Source organism: Alteromonas sp. ABM1_013, assembly GCF_056160505.1.
In genome coordinates this window covers 26,198-42,149 of record NZ_JBSWXH010000003.1, presented here as the reverse complement: position 1 = coordinate 42,149, position 15,952 = coordinate 26,198, and the positions used below count along the sequence as shown (strand labels likewise).

The following is a 15,952-nucleotide window of genomic DNA, read 5'->3' as shown; positions in this document are numbered from 1 at the left end:
GAAAAGGATAAGAGAGTATGAATTGGAAAAAGACACTTACTTCCACGTTAGTGTGGAATAAGAGCAAAGGCATCAACACGCTATTGAAAAAGCCCGACTCAAGACAAGTTAAACAGTTAGCACTAGCAAATTTGGTTGAGATGTATTTTGTTAAAAAGCAACGCGCATTAGTGGGATTATTTGCCACGCTCATGTTGACGGTACATTGTCAGGGTATTGCTGGCGAATCCGAAGATAAATCGCCATTGCTCAGTTCTTCAAAAGCACCTACTTCTGAGCCCGTTTCTTCCTTGCCAAGCGCTTCGCTGATCGTAAAAAAACGCGTTTTTGAAATGCCTCACTTTACAACCTTTGGCGGTAAAGAAATCAAAAATGTGAAAGTAGGTTGGGAGGCATACGGAACTCTAAACGACGCAAAGAGTAATGTTATACTTATTACCCACTATTTTTCAGGCTCTTCTCATGCAGCGGGAAAGTATGACGAAAACGATTCAGCGCCAGGCTACTGGGATAGTATTATCGGCCCCGGCAAGGCCATTGATACAGACCGCTTTTATGTAATAAGCGTAAACACACTAGTCAACTTAAACGCTTACGACCCGAACGTAATCACCACAGGCCCAGCATCAATTAATCCAGATACAGGAAAACCTTATGGCCTGGACTTTCCCGTTGTCACCATACGTGACTTTGTAAACGTTCAAAAAGCACTGCTTGAAAGCTTAGGTATTGGCAAATTGTACGCGGTTATTGGGCCTTCTATGGGCTCTATGCAGGCTATCGATTGGGCGAGCGCTTACCCAGACTGGGTTGAACGTATGATTTCTGTTATCGGCGCAGGTCAAAGCGATGCTTGGACTACTGCGGCATTAGAGCACTGGGCTACGCCAATAACGCTTGATAAAAACTGGAACAACGGTGATTACAACAAAGAAGAAGCTCCCCTTGATGGTTTAGCGGCCTCGCTTATGTTAATTACGCAAAATGCTCTTACCCCTTCGTTTTTCAATGAACAAGGCAACACATTGGATTTTAAAAATGTTGAGTCGGCGCCGCTTAATGACATACGCCAGTCACACAGTATTGTAAGCTGGCTTCGCGAACGAGCAAAAGCTCGCGCTCAACAAATGGATGCCAACCACCTTTTATACTTAGTACGCGCTTGCCAGCTTTTTGTTGCCGGGCATAAAGGCAGCCTAAAGCAAGGGTTGGCGTCTATCGAAGCAAAAACACTGTTTATTCCAGCCCAAACTGATTTGCTTCTTATGCCCTACTTATCTCAAAGTGCACACCAAGAGCTTATTTCAACTGATATCGACAGCACATTAGTTACGCTAGATGGCAAATTAGGGCATTTAGAAGGAGTGACTAACATATCCGCTCAAGCACAGGCCATTCGCCAATTTTTAGAAAATGATAAGGCAGCAATGTAATGATGAAACCTAAACCCTTTTTACGCCGCGCAATGTGGCTTTCTTTATTAAGCGTTGGCGCGCTTAGCTTTAGTTCGCCAAGTTTCAGCGCAGAGTCATCAGCACAAGGTGATGTTCCTTTGCTTACCCTCGATTTAAAGAATGTCACCGTGTCTGGCTTGTCCTCAGGCGGTTACATGGCAACACAATTTCAACTAGCACATAGCGACTGGGTGAAAGGCGTTGGTGTCATTGCTGGCGGCCCCTACTTTTGTGCAAAAGGTGATATAACCACCGCCCTCGCACAATGCGTGAATAAGGTAGAGGGAGAAATTAACCTTGATACGCTAAACGAAAAAGCCAAACAGTATGAAACTGAGGGAAAAATTGCGTCGCTTTCTAATATGAAAGACGCAAAAGTCTGGCTCTTCCACGGCACACAAGACACCAGAGTGATTGCACAAGTCAGCGACTTATTGTTTGAGCAATACAAATTGTGGACAGACACTCAAAATATTGCCTATATCAACGATAAACCCATGGCACATTTGTTTCCTACCAAAAACAATGGCGTCAACTGCATGAAATCAGAGAGCCCCTTCATTGGGAACTGCGACTATGATGCCGCAGGCGCTTTGCTTTCCCATCTTATTGAAGATATTTCAGCTCCTGATGATAATTTGTCGGGAAAAGTGCATTCGATAGACCAGCAAAATGTAGCCGGTAGCGATGCTAAAACATTAGCAAGTGAAGGTTTTGTGTATGTACCTGAAAGCTGTGCACAAGGCGAGCCCTGCAGAGCCCATATTAGTTTCCACGGCTGTAACCAGTATGCCGATGCCGTTGGCGATGCCTACACCACCCAGACCGGTCTGAATGAATGGGCTGACGACAACAATATTGTTGTGCTTTATCCGCAAACTAAGAAGTCGTTATTTATGCCGTTAAATCCACAAGGCTGTTGGGATTGGTGGGGCTATGCATCTAGCGATTATGCGAACAGAGACGGTGCGCAAATAAGGGCAGTAAAACAACTGCTGTTTTCATTAAATAGTGCCCCTTCATTAAATAAATCAAACGGAAGTAACAATGACTAAGCGCACAATATTTATTACAGGCGGCGCAAGCGGCATTGGCTTTGGTATCGCTGAGTCAATGATGAAACAAGGTCATCATGTGATCATCGCCGACATCAACGAACAGGCGGCGAAAGACGCCGTGACCAAGCTTGCGTACTTGGACGGTTCGGCCAGCGCAGTGGCGGTAGACGTGTGCAATGCAGAGCAAGTTGCAGCGCTACCTGAGGTACTGGGAAAACATACCGTAGATGTGCTTATAAACAACGCAGGAATACAGCACGTTTCTCGTATAGAAGACTTCCCTTCTGATAAGTGGCAACAGCTTATAAACATAATGCTGGTTGGCCCTGCTCTGTTAACCCAAGCTTTTTTGCCCACAATGCGACAGCAAAACTACGGGCGCATTATTAATGTAGGCTCTATTCACTCGTTGGTAGCCTCGCCCTATAAGTCTGCTTATGTAGCGGCGAAGCATGGGCTGTTAGGTTTTGCAAAAACCATCGCTCTTGAAACAGGTGACTGTAATGTAACCATTAACACTCTCTGCCCTGCGTATGTTAAAACCCCCTTGGTAGAACAACAAATTACAGCACAGGCAAAAGAAAATAACCTTACCGAGGAAGAGGTAATAACAAAAATCATGTTAGAACCCATGCCTAAAAAGCAATTTGTTAGCGTTGAAGAACTTGCAGATACCGCGAGCTTCTTAATGTCGGCTAGTGCCCGCAATATTACCGGACAAACCATGGTGCTCGACGGGGGTTGGACGGCGCGATAGCTGTTAGTGAATTTTACGCTTTATGATTGGTGGTTGTAGGTGTTTCCCTCCTTGTTGAAAAGACTGCAAGGCGCAGTCTTTTTTCGTTTTAGCATCTCGCAAAAAGATTATTCCCATAGCGAAACATAGATGGCGACCATCTCTTCAATGGTGGGTACGCGGGGGTTATTGCCCGGTGACCCCGATGCCAAAGCTTGCTCAGCCATTGTTGAGGTCGAAGCAAAAAACGTCTCTTTATCAATTCCAAACTCTGCTGGCGTGGGCACTTGTAAATCGGCATTAAGTGCTTTGAGTTCATTGATAAGCTTTTCGTTCGCCATTTCATCTGAGTCACTTTGTGTAGCGACACCCATCGCGCGGGCACATTGGGCATAGCGCACTGGTGAACTTGGAATAGAAAAGGCGGTAACCGCGGGCAACAACATGGCGTTAGACAAGCCGTGAGGCACATGAAAGGCTGCACCGATGGGCCGGCTCATTCCGTGAACAAGGGCCACTGACGCATTTGAAAAAGCAATACCCGCGAGCGTTGAGCCCAACATCATTGATTCTCTTGCCGTTTCATTTGTTGGGTCTGCAAATACAGTACGTAAATTAGGCGCAATTAATGCCATGGCTGATAACGCCTGTGCATCGCTATAAAGATTAGCTTTGCGGCTTACGAACGCCTCAATAGCGTGAGTGAGCGCATCAATGCCAGTATCGGCGGTAACGCGTGCTGGCAAGCTTTGGGTTAACGAATAATCGACCAGAGCTGCCGTTGGCATAAACCCTAGACCAACACACAACATTTTCTCTGTTGTGTTTTCGTCAGTAATAATAGTGAATCGCGTTGCTTCAGAGCCTGTGCCCGCCGTTGTGGGAATAGCGATAATCGGTAACCCCGCGTCATCGACAACCCTTGGAAATTTGTAGTCTCGCATTTCGCCGCCGTATTTGCCCAAAATAGCGATGGCTTTAGCGCTATCGATGGGGCTTCCCCCACCTAAGGCGATAATGCAGTCATAATCGTTGCCTTTAAATGCATCCACACCCTGGTTGATCGATTTTACCGTTGGCTCTGGCACCGTATTTGAAAACACATCTGCGCTGATTCCAGCCTCATTTAGCACTTGCACGATGGCAGCACTATATCCCAATTCGACCATCACCTTATCGGTAACCAATAATGGTTTGCGACAGTTAAGGCCTTTGAGGGTTTCAGCCACCCGCTGACTCGCGCCCTTCCCTATATGCATCACTCTTGGCAAAATAATTTGATGAGACATGCTTCCCTCCTATGGTTGCTTTTCTCAAGCATACCTGCCGACATGCTTAAAGCAATGACAATGTAAAAATAATGTTATCACCACTTTAATCCGACTGCCTGCTCGACAATGTCGCTATGCGCCGAACAAACCCTAATTTTTGGGCCTTTAGCGACAAATTGATTCAGTGGTCTAGCGAGCACTACCCTATTGAAGGCGGCCTGCTCGACTATAATCGATTAGAAGATCGCTAAACCTTGCACTCTGCAACGTTTTACGCTTTTCTTTTGCAAAATACCTGTGCTAATGTCCGACCATTGGAAATGAAAGGACATTAGCATTCCATGCCCTATCAAACCGTTGCTTTAATTGGAAAACCTCAGCACGCTGCAACCCATGACAGCTTAAATATTCTTGCCGAATATTTATTAGCCAAAGGCTGCAAACTATTAGTTGAGGAAAGTATTGCTGAAGAGCTTGAAACTGAAAACTTCAAAAGCTGTAACCTTGTTACTATTGGTAAAGAGGCTGACCTTGCCGTTGTAGTAGGTGGTGACGGCAGCATGCTTGGTGCCGCCCGTGTACTGGCGCGTTTTGACATCCATGTTGTAGGCGTAAACCGCGGCAATCTTGGCTTTTTAACAGATATTCACCCTGATGATATCGTTCAACAGCTTGACCTTATCTTTAATGGTGAGTGCGTGGTTGAAGAGCGTTTCTTACTTGAAGTCGAAGTTTATCGGCACGAAAAGCTTAAAAGTAACAATTCTGCCGTAAACGAAGTGGTGCTGCATCACGGTAAAGTTGCTCATATGATGGAATTTGAAATTTATATCGATGAGCAATTCGTATTCAGTCAGCGTAGCGACGGTTTGATTGTCGCCACACCTACAGGCTCGACTGCATACTCCCTATCCGCCGGCGGTCCTATCATTATGCCAAAGCTTGATGCACTAACGCTGGTGCCTATGTTTCCTCACACTCTGAGCAGTCGCCCTATTGTTGTTGATGCAGACAGTCAGGTATCAATGAAAGTATCAAAGGTAAACAGTGACTCGTTGCAAGTAAGTTGCGATAGCCACATTGTTCTACCCGTACTGCCCGGCGATGAAATTCGCATTAACAAGAGCGTAGACAAGCTTCATCTTGTTCACCCCAAGGGTTACAGCTATTTCAACGTACTTCGCAAGAAGTTAGGTTGGGGCAGCAAGCTTTACTAGCCTCATTCCCTATTTATCTTTTCTAATGTGCATTTATTACATTAGCCTGTAGCATTTTCTTAATTGCTACAGGCTTGAAAAATAAAGATTTTTTAATCTTCCCCTATTTCTCTATTAAAAACGTGTACTTATAAAACTCTCAGATTTCGGCATACCCGTTGCAACTGTCTAGGTAAGTTGTTGGCACAGGGCAAGTGAGATTTTGCCCCTTATGATGTTTTACATCGTGCTGATTTATTTACATTCAATAGGAGATATCATGAGTAACACCAATATCAAATTTACAGCCCCTGGAATGGATAACGATGCTGCTGCCAAAACAATTAAGGTATTGGATCAGCGATTGGTTGCACTATTAGATTTACAGTTAACCTTAAAGCACATTCACTGGAATGTGGTAGGACCAAATTTTATTGGCGTACATGAAATGCTAGACCCTCAGGTAGATGCAGTACGCGAAATGACAGACACCATTGCCGAACGTATTGCAACGTTAGGCGGCGTACCAAAAGGCACACCAAAAGCCATTGTTGAAGGTCGCAGCTGGAACGATTACGAACTAGGAAAAGGTCTAGTACTTGACCACCTTAAAGCACTAGATGCTGTATATGATGGTGTAAATGGCGACCATAGAAAGGCGCTAGAGCTTCTTGGTGAAATTGACCCAGTATCAGAAGATATGATCACTGGTCAGCTGGCAGACCTAGAACAGTTTCAGTGGTTCGTACGCGCACACATTGAATCTGGAAGCGGTGAGTTGCAGCAGTAAGCTTTTTTATTGAATATTATATAGTTATCTGGCTATTTATAGTTCAATTAAAGTTGGAATTCTAAAGGAGAGCTTAGGCTCTCCTTTTTGTTGTTTAGTTTTAAAAAACCGTTACAGCAGTCAACGTATTGGCTCGCTAGCTTTCTTCATAGATAGGCTTTTTGCTGTCGAATTTCACTTAGATTAGTACTGTATAGATTTCTGTAAAAAAACGCACTCTCATTAATTTCGTTTCTGCAGGTTACTCATAACCTCACATAACCATCAGAACTTATAACATTGATTTCTCTACCTTTATTAGCTTCCTTCTTAATTTTAGCGTAATTTTTTCACGACTTAACTTTACACAGCCAAAATACTGTATATATTATCAGTTACTGTATATATCATCATGTTCAACTTATTCGAGTGTGGTTATGTTAGCGCATCTTTCTATTTCTAATTTTGCTGTTGTAAAACAATTATCGGTTCAACTGGAAAACGGGCTTACTGCAATAACCGGTGAAACCGGCGCAGGTAAATCAATTGCTATTGATGCGTTAAGCTTGTGCTTAGGCGAACGTGCCGACGCAAACGCTGTGCGTAAAGGAAGTACGAAAGCTGAAATCATCGCACACTTTTCTTTGAGCAATAACGCGTTAGCTAAAGCTTTTCTCGATGAACATGAGCTTACCTCAGACGAGGATGAAAACAGCTGCTTTATTCGCAGAGTTATTTCTAAAGAAGGTCGTTCTAAAGCGTTTATCAATGGTATTCCCGCTTCGCTTCAGCAGTTAAAAGGCTTAGGCCAGTATTTGTTAGCCATTCACGGTCAAAACACACATCTGCAGCTGTTGAAAGAAGATCATCAAAGAGACCTAGTTGACGGTTACGCTAAGCATGGTGAATTGTTAGCGCAAGTTACAGAAACTCACTCAATCTGGCGTGATAAGCAACGAACACTAAAAGCACTTCAAGAGCAGGCAAAGCAACGAGAAGATAGAATTCAGCTGTTAACCTATCAGGTGCAGGAGCTCGATGAATTTGCTATTGAAGAGGGCGAGTTCGAAGAGTTGGAAATAGAGCACAAACGCTTAAGCAATGGTCAAAGCCTTTTAGAACAAGCGCAGACTAGCGTGTACAACTTATATGAAAATGATGAAGGTAACGCTTTATCAGTGATTCAAAGCAGCATTGAGCGCTTAGGCGAATTAGAAGCCCATGATGCAAGCCTAACGCCTATGATAGCATTACTAAACGACGCGGCAATTCAAGTAGAAGAAGCTGCGGGAGAGCTGCGTAGCTACTGTGATCAGTTAGAAATTGACCCGCTTCGTCTACAGCAAGTTGAAGCGCGCTATGCAAAAGCGATGGAGCTTGCGCGCAAACACAGTGTTATGCCAGAGGGGCTTTTTCAATTCCATCAAGAATTGGCTGCCGAATTCAATTCACTATCTGAACAAGAAACGCTACTGGGAACACTTGAAGGCGAAGTAGAAGAAGCGCGAGCAACATACCTAACTGCGACCAAAGGGTTGTCTGAAAGCAGACAACGTGCTGCCGGTAAGTTAAGTAAAGACATTGAGGCTCAAATTCGACAAATGAATATGCCTCATGCAAAAGTCGATATTCAAATTCAGTACGATGAACTTAAGAAACCTGTTAGCACAGGTCTTGATACTGTCGATTTCAAAGTGTCTACCAACCCGGGCCAGGATGCAGACAAGTTAGAAAAAGTGGTGTCAGGTGGTGAGTTATCACGTATAGGGCTGGCTATTCAGGTAATTGCAAGTGACAATCACGCAACGCCTACCATGATTTTCGATGAGGTCGATACAGGTATTAGCGGGCCAACTGCATCTATCGTTGGCGGTCTGTTGCGCAAACTGGGCAAGCAGTCTCAAGTAATGTGTGTAACGCATTTACCACAAGTGGCTGCGCAGGCGCATAACCAGCTGTTCGTAACTAAGCTCACTGATGGGGAAAGCACAGAAACTCAAATGCTACCGCTTACTAAGCAAGACCGTATTGATGAGTTAGCGAGATTGCTAGCCGGTGACAAAGTAACCAAATCGGCCTTAGCAAACGCAAAAGAACTGCTAAAAAGCGCAGCATCGAACTAAAATGCAGTTGATTGGTCATAGTTGTCAATGTAGCATGCCTTCGCGCTTGCAATAAAACAGCCTCGGAATTTGCTTCTGCGAAATTCGTTGGCACTAACAAAGGCAATACTGGACAAATTAACGCATGAAGTTGCAACACCTATTAGTAATTCTTGGTATCACATTTACATCAACCGCTTGTTCGAACTGGATATATCGTATCGACGTTCCTCAGGGAAACTTCCTTGATCAAAGAGACGTTGAAAAGCTGCGCGTTGGAATGACAAAAGAACAAGTTATTTATGTATTAGGCAACCCTGTTGTTCAAGACTCGTTCGATGATGACACTTGGTACTACGTTTACGATATGAAACGCGGTATGGAAAAGCGCGGAAAAGATTTTCAGAAGCAAATGATAATAAATTTTGTAGATGACAAAGTCACCACGGTTGAAGGCGACTTCGAGTTATCTGAAGACTTCAACACACCACTTGATAACTAATTATATTTAAAAAGGTAGCGTTTTCACGCTACCTTTTTAGTTTCTAGTACCCTAAGTAACAACGCCTGTTTTTCGAGTTACATCACTTAGTTAATTGAGGTCTTCATGGAACACAGTTTTTGGCACAGTAAATGGCAAAAAAACGAAATCGGATTTCACGAACCTGAAGGGAATGCACTTCTCGTTAAGTATGCGTCTTGTCTGCTTGGCGACGAAAACTCGAACATTGCTTTCAAACGCATATTTGTTCCACTATGCGGAAAGACCCGTGACATCGGCTGGCTACTTTCCCAAGGTTGTGAGGTGGTAGGTGCTGAACTGAGTGAAGTGGCTATTATACAGCTATTTGAAGAGCTTGGTGCCGAGCCTAACGTTACTACCACTTCAAAGGGCAAGGTTTACACCAAAGGCGGCTTAACCGTATACGTGGGCGATATTTTTAAACTCACATCAAGTGACATAGGTAATGTTTCGGGCGTTTACGATAGAGCAGCCTTGGTTGCACTGCCTAGCCCCCTTCGCGAGCAATACGCTGCACACCTAATTGCTATTACTCAAAGCGCCCCTCAGCTAATTATTTCATTCGAGTATGACCAGAATGAAATGGCCGGCCCTCCATTTAGCGTAAACGAAAAAACCGTTGACGCTCTTTATTCAGCGGAATACAACATCCAAAGGTTAGAGCGCTCTGTGCTTGAAGGTGGTTTGAAAGGCAAAGTAGACGCTGATAATTTGGTATTTCACCTAACAGCTAAGTAGGTTTTATCGCAGTCTTTTCATGCATGCATATAGTGTTTAAGCCAATACCATTACCTCGAATTTGAATGGCTATTACAGTAGCGCCCTCCTCCATACAGTGCCAGTAGTGTTACAAAGGGCTGCGTTCATAGCCCTAACAACGCCTCGACTCCAAACAATACTGCACCTATTAGACCACCGACAATAGTGCCGTTAATACGCACTTTTTGTAGGTCGCGACCAATATTTAGTTCTACCTGCTCCGCCATCTCACGTTCATTCCAACTATTGATGGTGTCGCGAATGTGGCGCGTCAGAAACTCAGCCAACTCTGGCGCCATATATTTAGCAGCTTCACCAATATGCTTATTAAACGCTTTTGCCAACTCACTGTCTTGCGTTAACGTTGAGCCCAAATCTTTTAGAAGACCCGAAACTTTAGTTTCTGCTTTGCCATTTTGTTCTTCAAGCGACGTTAAAAGCCATTGATGGAATTTGGCCCATGATTGCTGAACATAGGTATTTAATGCTGGGTCATTGATGATTTTTTCGCGATAGCTGTTTACCTTTTTCTCCATTAACGGGCTGTGTTGCAATTCGTAGAGGAATTCATTTACTTGCTCGTCAAACGCATGGCGAATAGGATGGTGCTCATCTTCGTATATATCTTCTAAGATACTCGAAACCGCTTTAACAGCGATGAGAGCCCCCTGCTCGCTTAGCCAGCTAGACGGCAATAGCTTTTCAATACGACTGTATTCGGTTTTTAGCCATACCACTAACGTGTCTGCTATATATATTTGGGTTTCTGGCTCTGCAAGCAGCGTGGCTAACTTCCCTAACACCCTATCAAGCACAACTTGGTGCTGGCGCTCCTTCGTAACAGCGCTCAACGAGGTTGCCATCAATTGCCTAAGATCAAGTTGTTTAATGCCCTTCTGCGCTGTTTTAGCAATAAACGCTTTTACGGGTTTATCATCAAGCACGCGCAGAACGCCTGCAAAAGCATCGCATAGAAAGCGACTTAAACGAGTAGCGTTTCTGTCTTGTGACAACCATCTTCCAGCGCCCTTCGCAGGGTCGCTGTCTCGAATCAGTTTTTCTATCGCCTCGGGGTGAAAGAATTTCTCTTTAACGAATACCGACAAATTATTAGCAATAACTGACTTATTACTTGCCACGATATTGGTATGGGGAATGGGATACTGGGCTGGTATTGGTTTAAACAACGCGGTTACAGCAAACCAGTCAGCAAGACCACCGATAAGCGCCGCCTCACTCGCCATTTTTATAAGCCCTAACCACCATGCACCCTGTAAACTTGGGTAAAACTTGGGTAGTAATACTGTAAAGACAAATACGCCTGCGGCAAAAACCAAACAGGCCAATGCGAGCCTTTTGGCTTTGTTCAGCTGTGCATATTTGTCCGTCATAAACTACTCCGTTTAAATTACTTGTTTACCGTCTTGGTCAATTAGTGGTGTACCGTCTTCTTTAGCAAGAGGGCCTTGTGGCCATACCGGTAAAATATCCAATACAGCTTCACTAGGCCGACATAGTTTTACTGTTTCTTTCGCGTTATCAGCAACAGCATTATCTTCATTTGGGTCGGAAGATAATGAAGCTGTTTTTTCATATTCATGTTTAGGAATGCAAACAATAGGCCTATTTACCAGGATAGGATGCTTCAACATAAGTTCGAAGATAGCTTCGTTACTGACCGACTCATCAAGCAACCCTAATTCAGCTGCTGGCGACTTTGTTGTCCGAAGCGCTTGTCGAGGGGTCAAGCCTGCTGCATGCAATAAATAGCTCAGCTGCTCGCGTTCCCACCCTACACTCAAATACTCAATAACCTCCACGTCATATCCCGCCGCTCTAATCACCGCAAGTACATTTCTAGACGTTCCACATTCTGGATTATGATAAATCCTCACCATCGTTTCTCACCTCAACAAAAAATAAAAACTATAAATACCAACATACTATTTAAGTTCGAAGACAGTCACCTAATGAGGCTAAACACCTGTACTTCGTGGACACACACTCGCTTTCCTGCAAACTATTCACATCGCACCCGTACTTGGTGGACACACACTTGCTCTTCTGCAAACTAATCATGTCGCACCTGTACTGCGCGGACACACACTCGCTCTTCTGCAAACTAAACACTTCACGCCTGTACTTCGTGGACACACACTCACAATGTTTTTAACTTGATACTTTGTTGAAGAATATTTAGATAAACAGCCTTGTCGGAGCTTTACCACTAAATTGAAGCGTGCAGTTCGTTTATTAACGCTAAATAAGTGTCTGTCCACTTCTATGCTTAAGTGCATGTTAATTCGGATGGTCAAATTCGCTATCTATTGGCGGTAAAAGTTATAAAACTTGGCATTACGCCACTACGCTCGCTCTCCCTTTTCACAAAAACGCATTAACCTTATGATTTAATTAACTTTTAAAGAATGGCACGATACGTGATAAAGCTGATTTAGAAAATAAAGGTGATAAACACATAACACGTCATATCAAAATTTGTTTTTAGTACCAACATCATTAAAACGTGCTATCTAAAGTATATAAAAACCATTAAGGATATAAGAATATGAAAAAGTCGATAATTGCCAGTGCTGCTACGTTGCTCTCCGTTTCTCTACTAAGTGGCTGCGTCATCCATGTCGGCAATGCAAACGCTTTGGAAGGCAGTGATTTCAGTTCAATTCTGGGTAATATCGACATTGCCGAAGGAAAGCATGCTGGGGATATATCTTCGGTTAATGGCAACGTAGAAATTAGTGATCACGGCGGCGCAGATGAAGTCAGCATTGTTAACGGTAATCTTGAAATGGGTAGCCATGTGACTGTCCGAAATATTGATATTGTAAATGGTGATGTAAGCGCAGATACGAATCTGAGTGTGGTTAAGGGGATAGAAACGGTAAATGGAAATGTTACGCTTCCTACACAAAGCATGATTGGCGCTAGCGTTGAAACTGTAAACGGTGATATCACCGCTGTTGATACAACCATTGAGAAACACATCAAAACATTAAATGGTGATATCACATTGACGGGTTCATCCCATGTTGCGGGTGACATTGTGTATAGAGAAAGTGAAAGCTCTTGGGGTAAAAAGTCGGATAACAAACCCACGCTATCAATTAGTGCCTCTGTTACTGTAGATGGCAACATCATTTTACATCGCCCTGTAAATTTAGATATTGAGAGCGATGAACTAAAGCAAAAAGTCGTTGTAAGCTACGGCGGTGCAAAGTAACGTAGCTGCTTTAACAACAAAGCTTAATGTTTCGGAAATACATGACTGAACATGAAAAAATGCTCGCTGGCGATTTATATTACCCGTCAGACAAAACTTTAACGGCGTTGCGTAAGCAATGCCGTATTCAATTAGACGAGCTTAATGCAACTTGTCAAAGTGACCACAAAAAGCGTACTAGATTGCTAAAACAATTGTTTGGCAGCACAGGAAAAAGACTATACATCGAGTCTTCGTTTAAATGCGATTACGGCGAAAATATCCACGTTGGTGAAAACTTTTATGCCAATTTTAATTGTGTCATCTTGGATGCGGCAAAGGTGACCATTGGTGACAACTGTATGATTGCGCCTCAAGTAGGCCTTTATACAGCTACCCACCCTATAGACCCCGCGCAAAGAGCAACAGGTATAGAGTTCGCCAAGCCTATTACTCTCGGCAATAACTGTTGGGTTGGCGGGATGGCGGTAATAAACCCTGGTGTGACATTGGGTGATAATGTGGTTGTGGCTTCTGGCGCCGTGGTAACCAAATCTTTTGGAGATAACCTAGTCATAGGCGGTAACCCAGCCAAAGTAATCAAAGAGATTGAACCCGTCGCTCAAAGTGTTTAACGATTTAGCCGATGGCTTTATGAATGGAAGCTTTATAAATTAAGCTTATGTAGACGGCATTTTTTTGAACAAAGCTTTTCTGAAAAAGGCCTTTTTCAACGAACTCATCATTCCCTCTAATCACTGAATCGATTGTATCTGCTGAAATAAGAAGTATTAAAAGGCCGCGGATGTAACCAATAAAGCGGCCTTAAATTGATGTCGAATACAACGAAACAAGACAAGGCTAGTAAAATTAACGCTAGCCTTATTCACCTTATTATATACACCCTAACAAAATATCAACTCTGCTAAGCCCTAATCCCAGCTGGGGGCAAAATCGGGGTTAACAATACGTTCGCCATTATCCAGGTCGTCAATAAGAATAAGCTCTTCTTCACTAAGTTTAACACCACCATAAGCTAAATTTTCCGCTAGGTGTAATTCACTGGTTGATGAAGGAATCGCGTAAATGTGACGTTTTTCCATCCACGCCAATACCACTTGCGCCGGCGTAGCATTATGGTTTTGAGCAATGTGTAACAGCGTTTCGTCTTTCATTACTTTTCCCACAGCAAACGGCATATACGCGGTAGCTCTAATGCCTTTTTCCTTGCCAGCTTCCACAACTTTTTTGTTTTGCATGAAAGGATGTATTTCAATTTGATTGGTGTAAATTTCGCCTTCACCTAAAATTTCTTCAGCCTTGTTTAGCAAATCGATAGTGAAATTAGATACCCCTATATGACGCGTAAGTCCTAGCTCTTTCGCCTTGGCAAGATTGCCTAAGTAACTCTCTAGTGAAATATCATTTCCTGGATACGGCCAATGAATGAGAAGTAAATCTACATACTCTAGCTTCAGCTTTTCTAAGCTTTCGTGAACACTTGGGATAAAGTGATCGTCGCCCAAGGATTCATGCCACACTTTGGTGGTAACAAATAGCTCGCTCCTATCTAGCCCGCTGGTTTTTATAGCATCGCCAACTTCAGCTTCGTTATCATAGATCTGTGCGGTATCAATATGCCTAAACCCTACTTTTAGGGCTTTACTTACTGATTCACGGGCCTCGTCAACTTTTAAACGAAACGTTCCCATTCCTAGTTGAGGCATGTCTTTCATAACAATCTCCTATTCCGTGTGCCTTTAACTACTTGACGTAGCTGATTCGTAATTTCCTACGCCACGGTTTGAAAAGAAGATCGAAACGCGCTTAATGATTAATAGGGTTATTTCAACAACTCTGGTTGTTATTGGACTTGCGTTTAACACTGGTATAAAAAAAGCCGCTTGCATTTGCTCGCGGCCTTAAGTATTGACATAGATATCGTTGGATACTATTTACGTTTGCCTGGACGCCCAGCTCGCTTATTCAAGCCTTGTTGCTTACGCACCTTATGCTTTTTAACCGAGCGACGCATACGGCTTAAGCGGGCGTGATCCAGTTTACCTTGGCGCACATTGACCATCGTCTGCGTTTCATCCGGCAGTTGAACATGGCTACGAAGCGCGTTCACGTCTTCTAATCCTAGTTCTACCCACGCCCCTTGCGGTAGACGCTTTTGCAGTTCAATTGGGCCATACTTAACACGGATCAGGCGGCTAACCTGCACGCCTTGCGACTCCCAAAGACGACGCACTTCGCGGTTACGCCCTTCTTTCAACGTCACGTTATACCAACGGTTCATGCTTTCATCTTCAGCATGCTGCGGCGTAGGCGCACCTGAAATTGTCAAAAACTTAGCTTCACCGTCTTCCAGCTCTACACCTTTTTGAAGGGTATGTAGCGTTTTGCCTGTTACTTCACCAAATACACGTACAGCGTATTCGCGTTCTACTTCGCACTTAGGGTGCATTAAGCGGTTGGCCAGTTCACCATCGTTGGTGAATAACAGTAGGCCACTGGTATTCATGTCTAGACGACCAACGGTGATCCAGCGCCCTAACCGAATAGCGGGAAGACGGTCAAATACCGTATCGCGCCCTTCTGGGTCGTGACGGCTGCACAATTCACCTTCAGGCTTATTGTACATCAACACACGGCAGACAGGCTGTTCTGTCTGGCGAGATAACAAATGACCATCCACGCGAATTTGCGCAGTATGATCGACTCTATCTCCTAATGTCGCTTTAGTGCCATTAACCGATACTCGGCCTTCTTCAATCCAACGTTCCATTTCTCGTCGCGAGCCTAGCCCTTGGTTTGCCAGTACTTTTTGCAACTTTTCAGTCATGGGTTTTCACTCTTTAATT

15 protein-coding genes and 1 pseudogene are annotated in these 15,952 nt (G+C 43.8%); 11 read left to right on the top strand and 5 right to left on the bottom strand.

Translation table 11 applies throughout. The features are described 5' to 3' along the window. Positions 1-17 precede the first annotated feature (17 nt). Genes ACXAGK_RS08625 through ACXAGK_RS08615 form a run of 3 tightly spaced genes read left to right on the top strand, consistent with a single transcriptional unit; the run spans position 18 to position 3,269 of the window. Positions 18-1,433: an E22 family MetX-like putative esterase gene (locus tag ACXAGK_RS08625; protein ID WP_474855672.1), complete on the top strand. Its 1,416-nt coding sequence runs from the start codon at positions 18-20 to the stop codon at positions 1,431-1,433. Further along, positions 1,433-2,509, top strand: a complete 1,077-nt coding sequence (locus ACXAGK_RS08620) for an extracellular catalytic domain type 2 short-chain-length polyhydroxyalkanoate depolymerase (RefSeq protein WP_474855670.1) — start codon at positions 1,433-1,435, stop codon at positions 2,507-2,509. Before ACXAGK_RS08625 ends, ACXAGK_RS08620 begins: the two co-directional genes overlap by 1 nt. Next, positions 2,502-3,269: a 3-hydroxybutyrate dehydrogenase gene (locus tag ACXAGK_RS08615; protein ID WP_474855668.1), complete on the top strand. Its 768-nt coding sequence runs from the start codon at positions 2,502-2,504 to the stop codon at positions 3,267-3,269. The genes ACXAGK_RS08620 and ACXAGK_RS08615 overlap by 8 nt, the downstream gene beginning before the upstream one ends. Positions 3,270-3,376: 107 nt before the next feature. Here the strand turns inward: ACXAGK_RS08615 and ACXAGK_RS08610 are convergent, their stop codons facing one another. Continuing rightward, positions 3,377-4,537: an iron-containing alcohol dehydrogenase gene (locus tag ACXAGK_RS08610; RefSeq protein ID WP_474855667.1), complete on the bottom strand. Its 1,161-nt coding sequence runs from the start codon at positions 4,535-4,537 to the stop codon at positions 3,377-3,379. A gap of 98 nt (positions 4,538-4,635) precedes the next feature. Here ACXAGK_RS08610 and ACXAGK_RS08605 point away from each other — a divergent pair. The 6 genes and pseudogenes from ACXAGK_RS08605 to tmpT all read left to right on the top strand — a co-directional run. Next, positions 4,636-4,770: pseudogene (locus ACXAGK_RS08605) on the top strand (fatty acid cis/trans isomerase); the annotation flags it as partial. Positions 4,771-4,860: 90 nt separating this feature from the next. Continuing rightward, a complete protein-coding gene (nadK, locus tag ACXAGK_RS08600) occupies positions 4,861-5,736 on the top strand; it encodes an NAD(+) kinase (protein WP_014948959.1) in 876 nt (291 codons plus the stop codon). Positions 5,737-5,995: 259 nt separating this feature from the next. Then, positions 5,996-6,505 (top strand): DNA starvation/stationary phase protection protein Dps, encoded by a 510-nt coding sequence (dps, locus tag ACXAGK_RS08595; protein WP_014976104.1) that lies wholly within the window; start codon positions 5,996-5,998, stop codon positions 6,503-6,505. A gap of 416 nt (positions 6,506-6,921) precedes the next feature. Then, positions 6,922-8,607: a DNA repair protein RecN gene (gene recN / locus ACXAGK_RS08590; RefSeq protein WP_474855665.1), complete on the top strand. Its 1,686-nt coding sequence runs from the start codon at positions 6,922-6,924 to the stop codon at positions 8,605-8,607. A gap of 124 nt (positions 8,608-8,731) precedes the next feature. Then, positions 8,732-9,088, top strand: a complete 357-nt coding sequence (locus ACXAGK_RS08585) for an outer membrane protein assembly factor BamE (protein WP_474855664.1) — start codon at positions 8,732-8,734, stop codon at positions 9,086-9,088. A gap of 105 nt (positions 9,089-9,193) precedes the next feature. Further along, positions 9,194-9,847, top strand: a complete 654-nt coding sequence (gene tmpT, locus ACXAGK_RS08580; RefSeq protein WP_474855663.1) for a thiopurine S-methyltransferase — start codon at positions 9,194-9,196, stop codon at positions 9,845-9,847. A 125-nt stretch (positions 9,848-9,972) separates the two neighbouring features. Here tmpT and ACXAGK_RS08575 read toward each other — a convergent pair whose 3' ends face one another. Together ACXAGK_RS08575 and ACXAGK_RS08570 are read right to left on the bottom strand one after the other, a co-directional pair. Continuing rightward, positions 9,973-11,259: a DUF445 domain-containing protein gene (locus tag ACXAGK_RS08575; RefSeq protein WP_474855661.1), complete on the bottom strand. Its 1,287-nt coding sequence runs from the start codon at positions 11,257-11,259 to the stop codon at positions 9,973-9,975. 12 nt (positions 11,260-11,271) lie between these two features. After that, on the bottom strand, positions 11,272-11,766 hold the full coding sequence (locus tag ACXAGK_RS08570; protein WP_474855659.1) for an arsenate reductase family protein: 495 nt from the start codon (positions 11,764-11,766) through the stop codon (positions 11,272-11,274). 668 nt (positions 11,767-12,434) lie between these two features. Between ACXAGK_RS08570 and ACXAGK_RS08565 the strand changes: the two genes are divergently transcribed. Together ACXAGK_RS08565 and ACXAGK_RS08560 are read left to right on the top strand one after the other, a co-directional pair. Next, the gene (locus ACXAGK_RS08565; RefSeq protein WP_474855657.1) at positions 12,435-13,106 is read left to right on the top strand and encodes a DUF4097 family beta strand repeat-containing protein; all 672 of its coding nucleotides are present in this window, start codon (positions 12,435-12,437) and stop codon (positions 13,104-13,106) included. A 41-nt stretch (positions 13,107-13,147) separates the two neighbouring features. Then, the gene (locus tag ACXAGK_RS08560) at positions 13,148-13,720 is read left to right on the top strand and encodes a sugar O-acetyltransferase (protein WP_474855655.1); all 573 of its coding nucleotides are present in this window, start codon (positions 13,148-13,150) and stop codon (positions 13,718-13,720) included. Positions 13,721-14,017: 297 nt separating this feature from the next. Here ACXAGK_RS08560 and dkgB read toward each other — a convergent pair whose 3' ends face one another. Next, on the bottom strand, positions 14,018-14,821 hold the full coding sequence (gene dkgB, locus ACXAGK_RS08555) for a 2,5-didehydrogluconate reductase DkgB (RefSeq protein ID WP_474855653.1): 804 nt from the start codon (positions 14,819-14,821) through the stop codon (positions 14,018-14,020). A gap of 215 nt (positions 14,822-15,036) precedes the next feature. Beyond that, positions 15,037-15,933: a 23S rRNA pseudouridine(2605) synthase RluB gene (gene rluB, locus ACXAGK_RS08550; RefSeq protein ID WP_474855651.1), complete on the bottom strand. Its 897-nt coding sequence runs from the start codon at positions 15,931-15,933 to the stop codon at positions 15,037-15,039. Positions 15,934-15,952: the final 19 nt, after the last annotated feature.

What these genes read in the sequence shown, in the direction of transcription:
- ACXAGK_RS08625 (WP_474855672.1), top strand. Translation starts at nt 18, where the DNA reads ATGAATTGGAAAAAGACACTTACTTCCACGTTAGTGTGGAATAAGAGC.
- ACXAGK_RS08620 (WP_474855670.1), top strand. Translation starts at nt 1,433, where the DNA reads ATGATGAAACCTAAACCCTTTTTACGCCGCGCAATGTGGCTTTCTTTA.
- ACXAGK_RS08615 (WP_474855668.1), top strand. Translation starts at nt 2,502, where the DNA reads ATGACTAAGCGCACAATATTTATTACAGGCGGCGCAAGCGGCATTGGC.
- ACXAGK_RS08610 (WP_474855667.1), bottom strand. Translation starts at nt 4,537, where the DNA reads ATGTCTCATCAAATTATTTTGCCAAGAGTGATGCATATAGGGAAGGGC.
- nadK (WP_014948959.1), top strand. Translation starts at nt 4,861, where the DNA reads ATGCCCTATCAAACCGTTGCTTTAATTGGAAAACCTCAGCACGCTGCA.
- dps (WP_014976104.1), top strand. Translation starts at nt 5,996, where the DNA reads ATGAGTAACACCAATATCAAATTTACAGCCCCTGGAATGGATAACGAT.
- recN (WP_474855665.1), top strand. Translation starts at nt 6,922, where the DNA reads ATGTTAGCGCATCTTTCTATTTCTAATTTTGCTGTTGTAAAACAATTA.
- ACXAGK_RS08585 (WP_474855664.1), top strand. Translation starts at nt 8,732, where the DNA reads ATGAAGTTGCAACACCTATTAGTAATTCTTGGTATCACATTTACATCA.
- tmpT (WP_474855663.1), top strand. Translation starts at nt 9,194, where the DNA reads ATGGAACACAGTTTTTGGCACAGTAAATGGCAAAAAAACGAAATCGGA.
- ACXAGK_RS08575 (WP_474855661.1), bottom strand. Translation starts at nt 11,259, where the DNA reads ATGACGGACAAATATGCACAGCTGAACAAAGCCAAAAGGCTCGCATTG.
- ACXAGK_RS08570 (WP_474855659.1), bottom strand. Translation starts at nt 11,766, where the DNA reads ATGGTGAGGATTTATCATAATCCAGAATGTGGAACGTCTAGAAATGTA.
- ACXAGK_RS08565 (WP_474855657.1), top strand. Translation starts at nt 12,435, where the DNA reads ATGAAAAAGTCGATAATTGCCAGTGCTGCTACGTTGCTCTCCGTTTCT.
- ACXAGK_RS08560 (WP_474855655.1), top strand. Translation starts at nt 13,148, where the DNA reads ATGACTGAACATGAAAAAATGCTCGCTGGCGATTTATATTACCCGTCA.
- dkgB (WP_474855653.1), bottom strand. Translation starts at nt 14,821, where the DNA reads ATGAAAGACATGCCTCAACTAGGAATGGGAACGTTTCGTTTAAAAGTT.
- rluB (WP_474855651.1), bottom strand. Translation starts at nt 15,933, where the DNA reads ATGACTGAAAAGTTGCAAAAAGTACTGGCAAACCAAGGGCTAGGCTCG.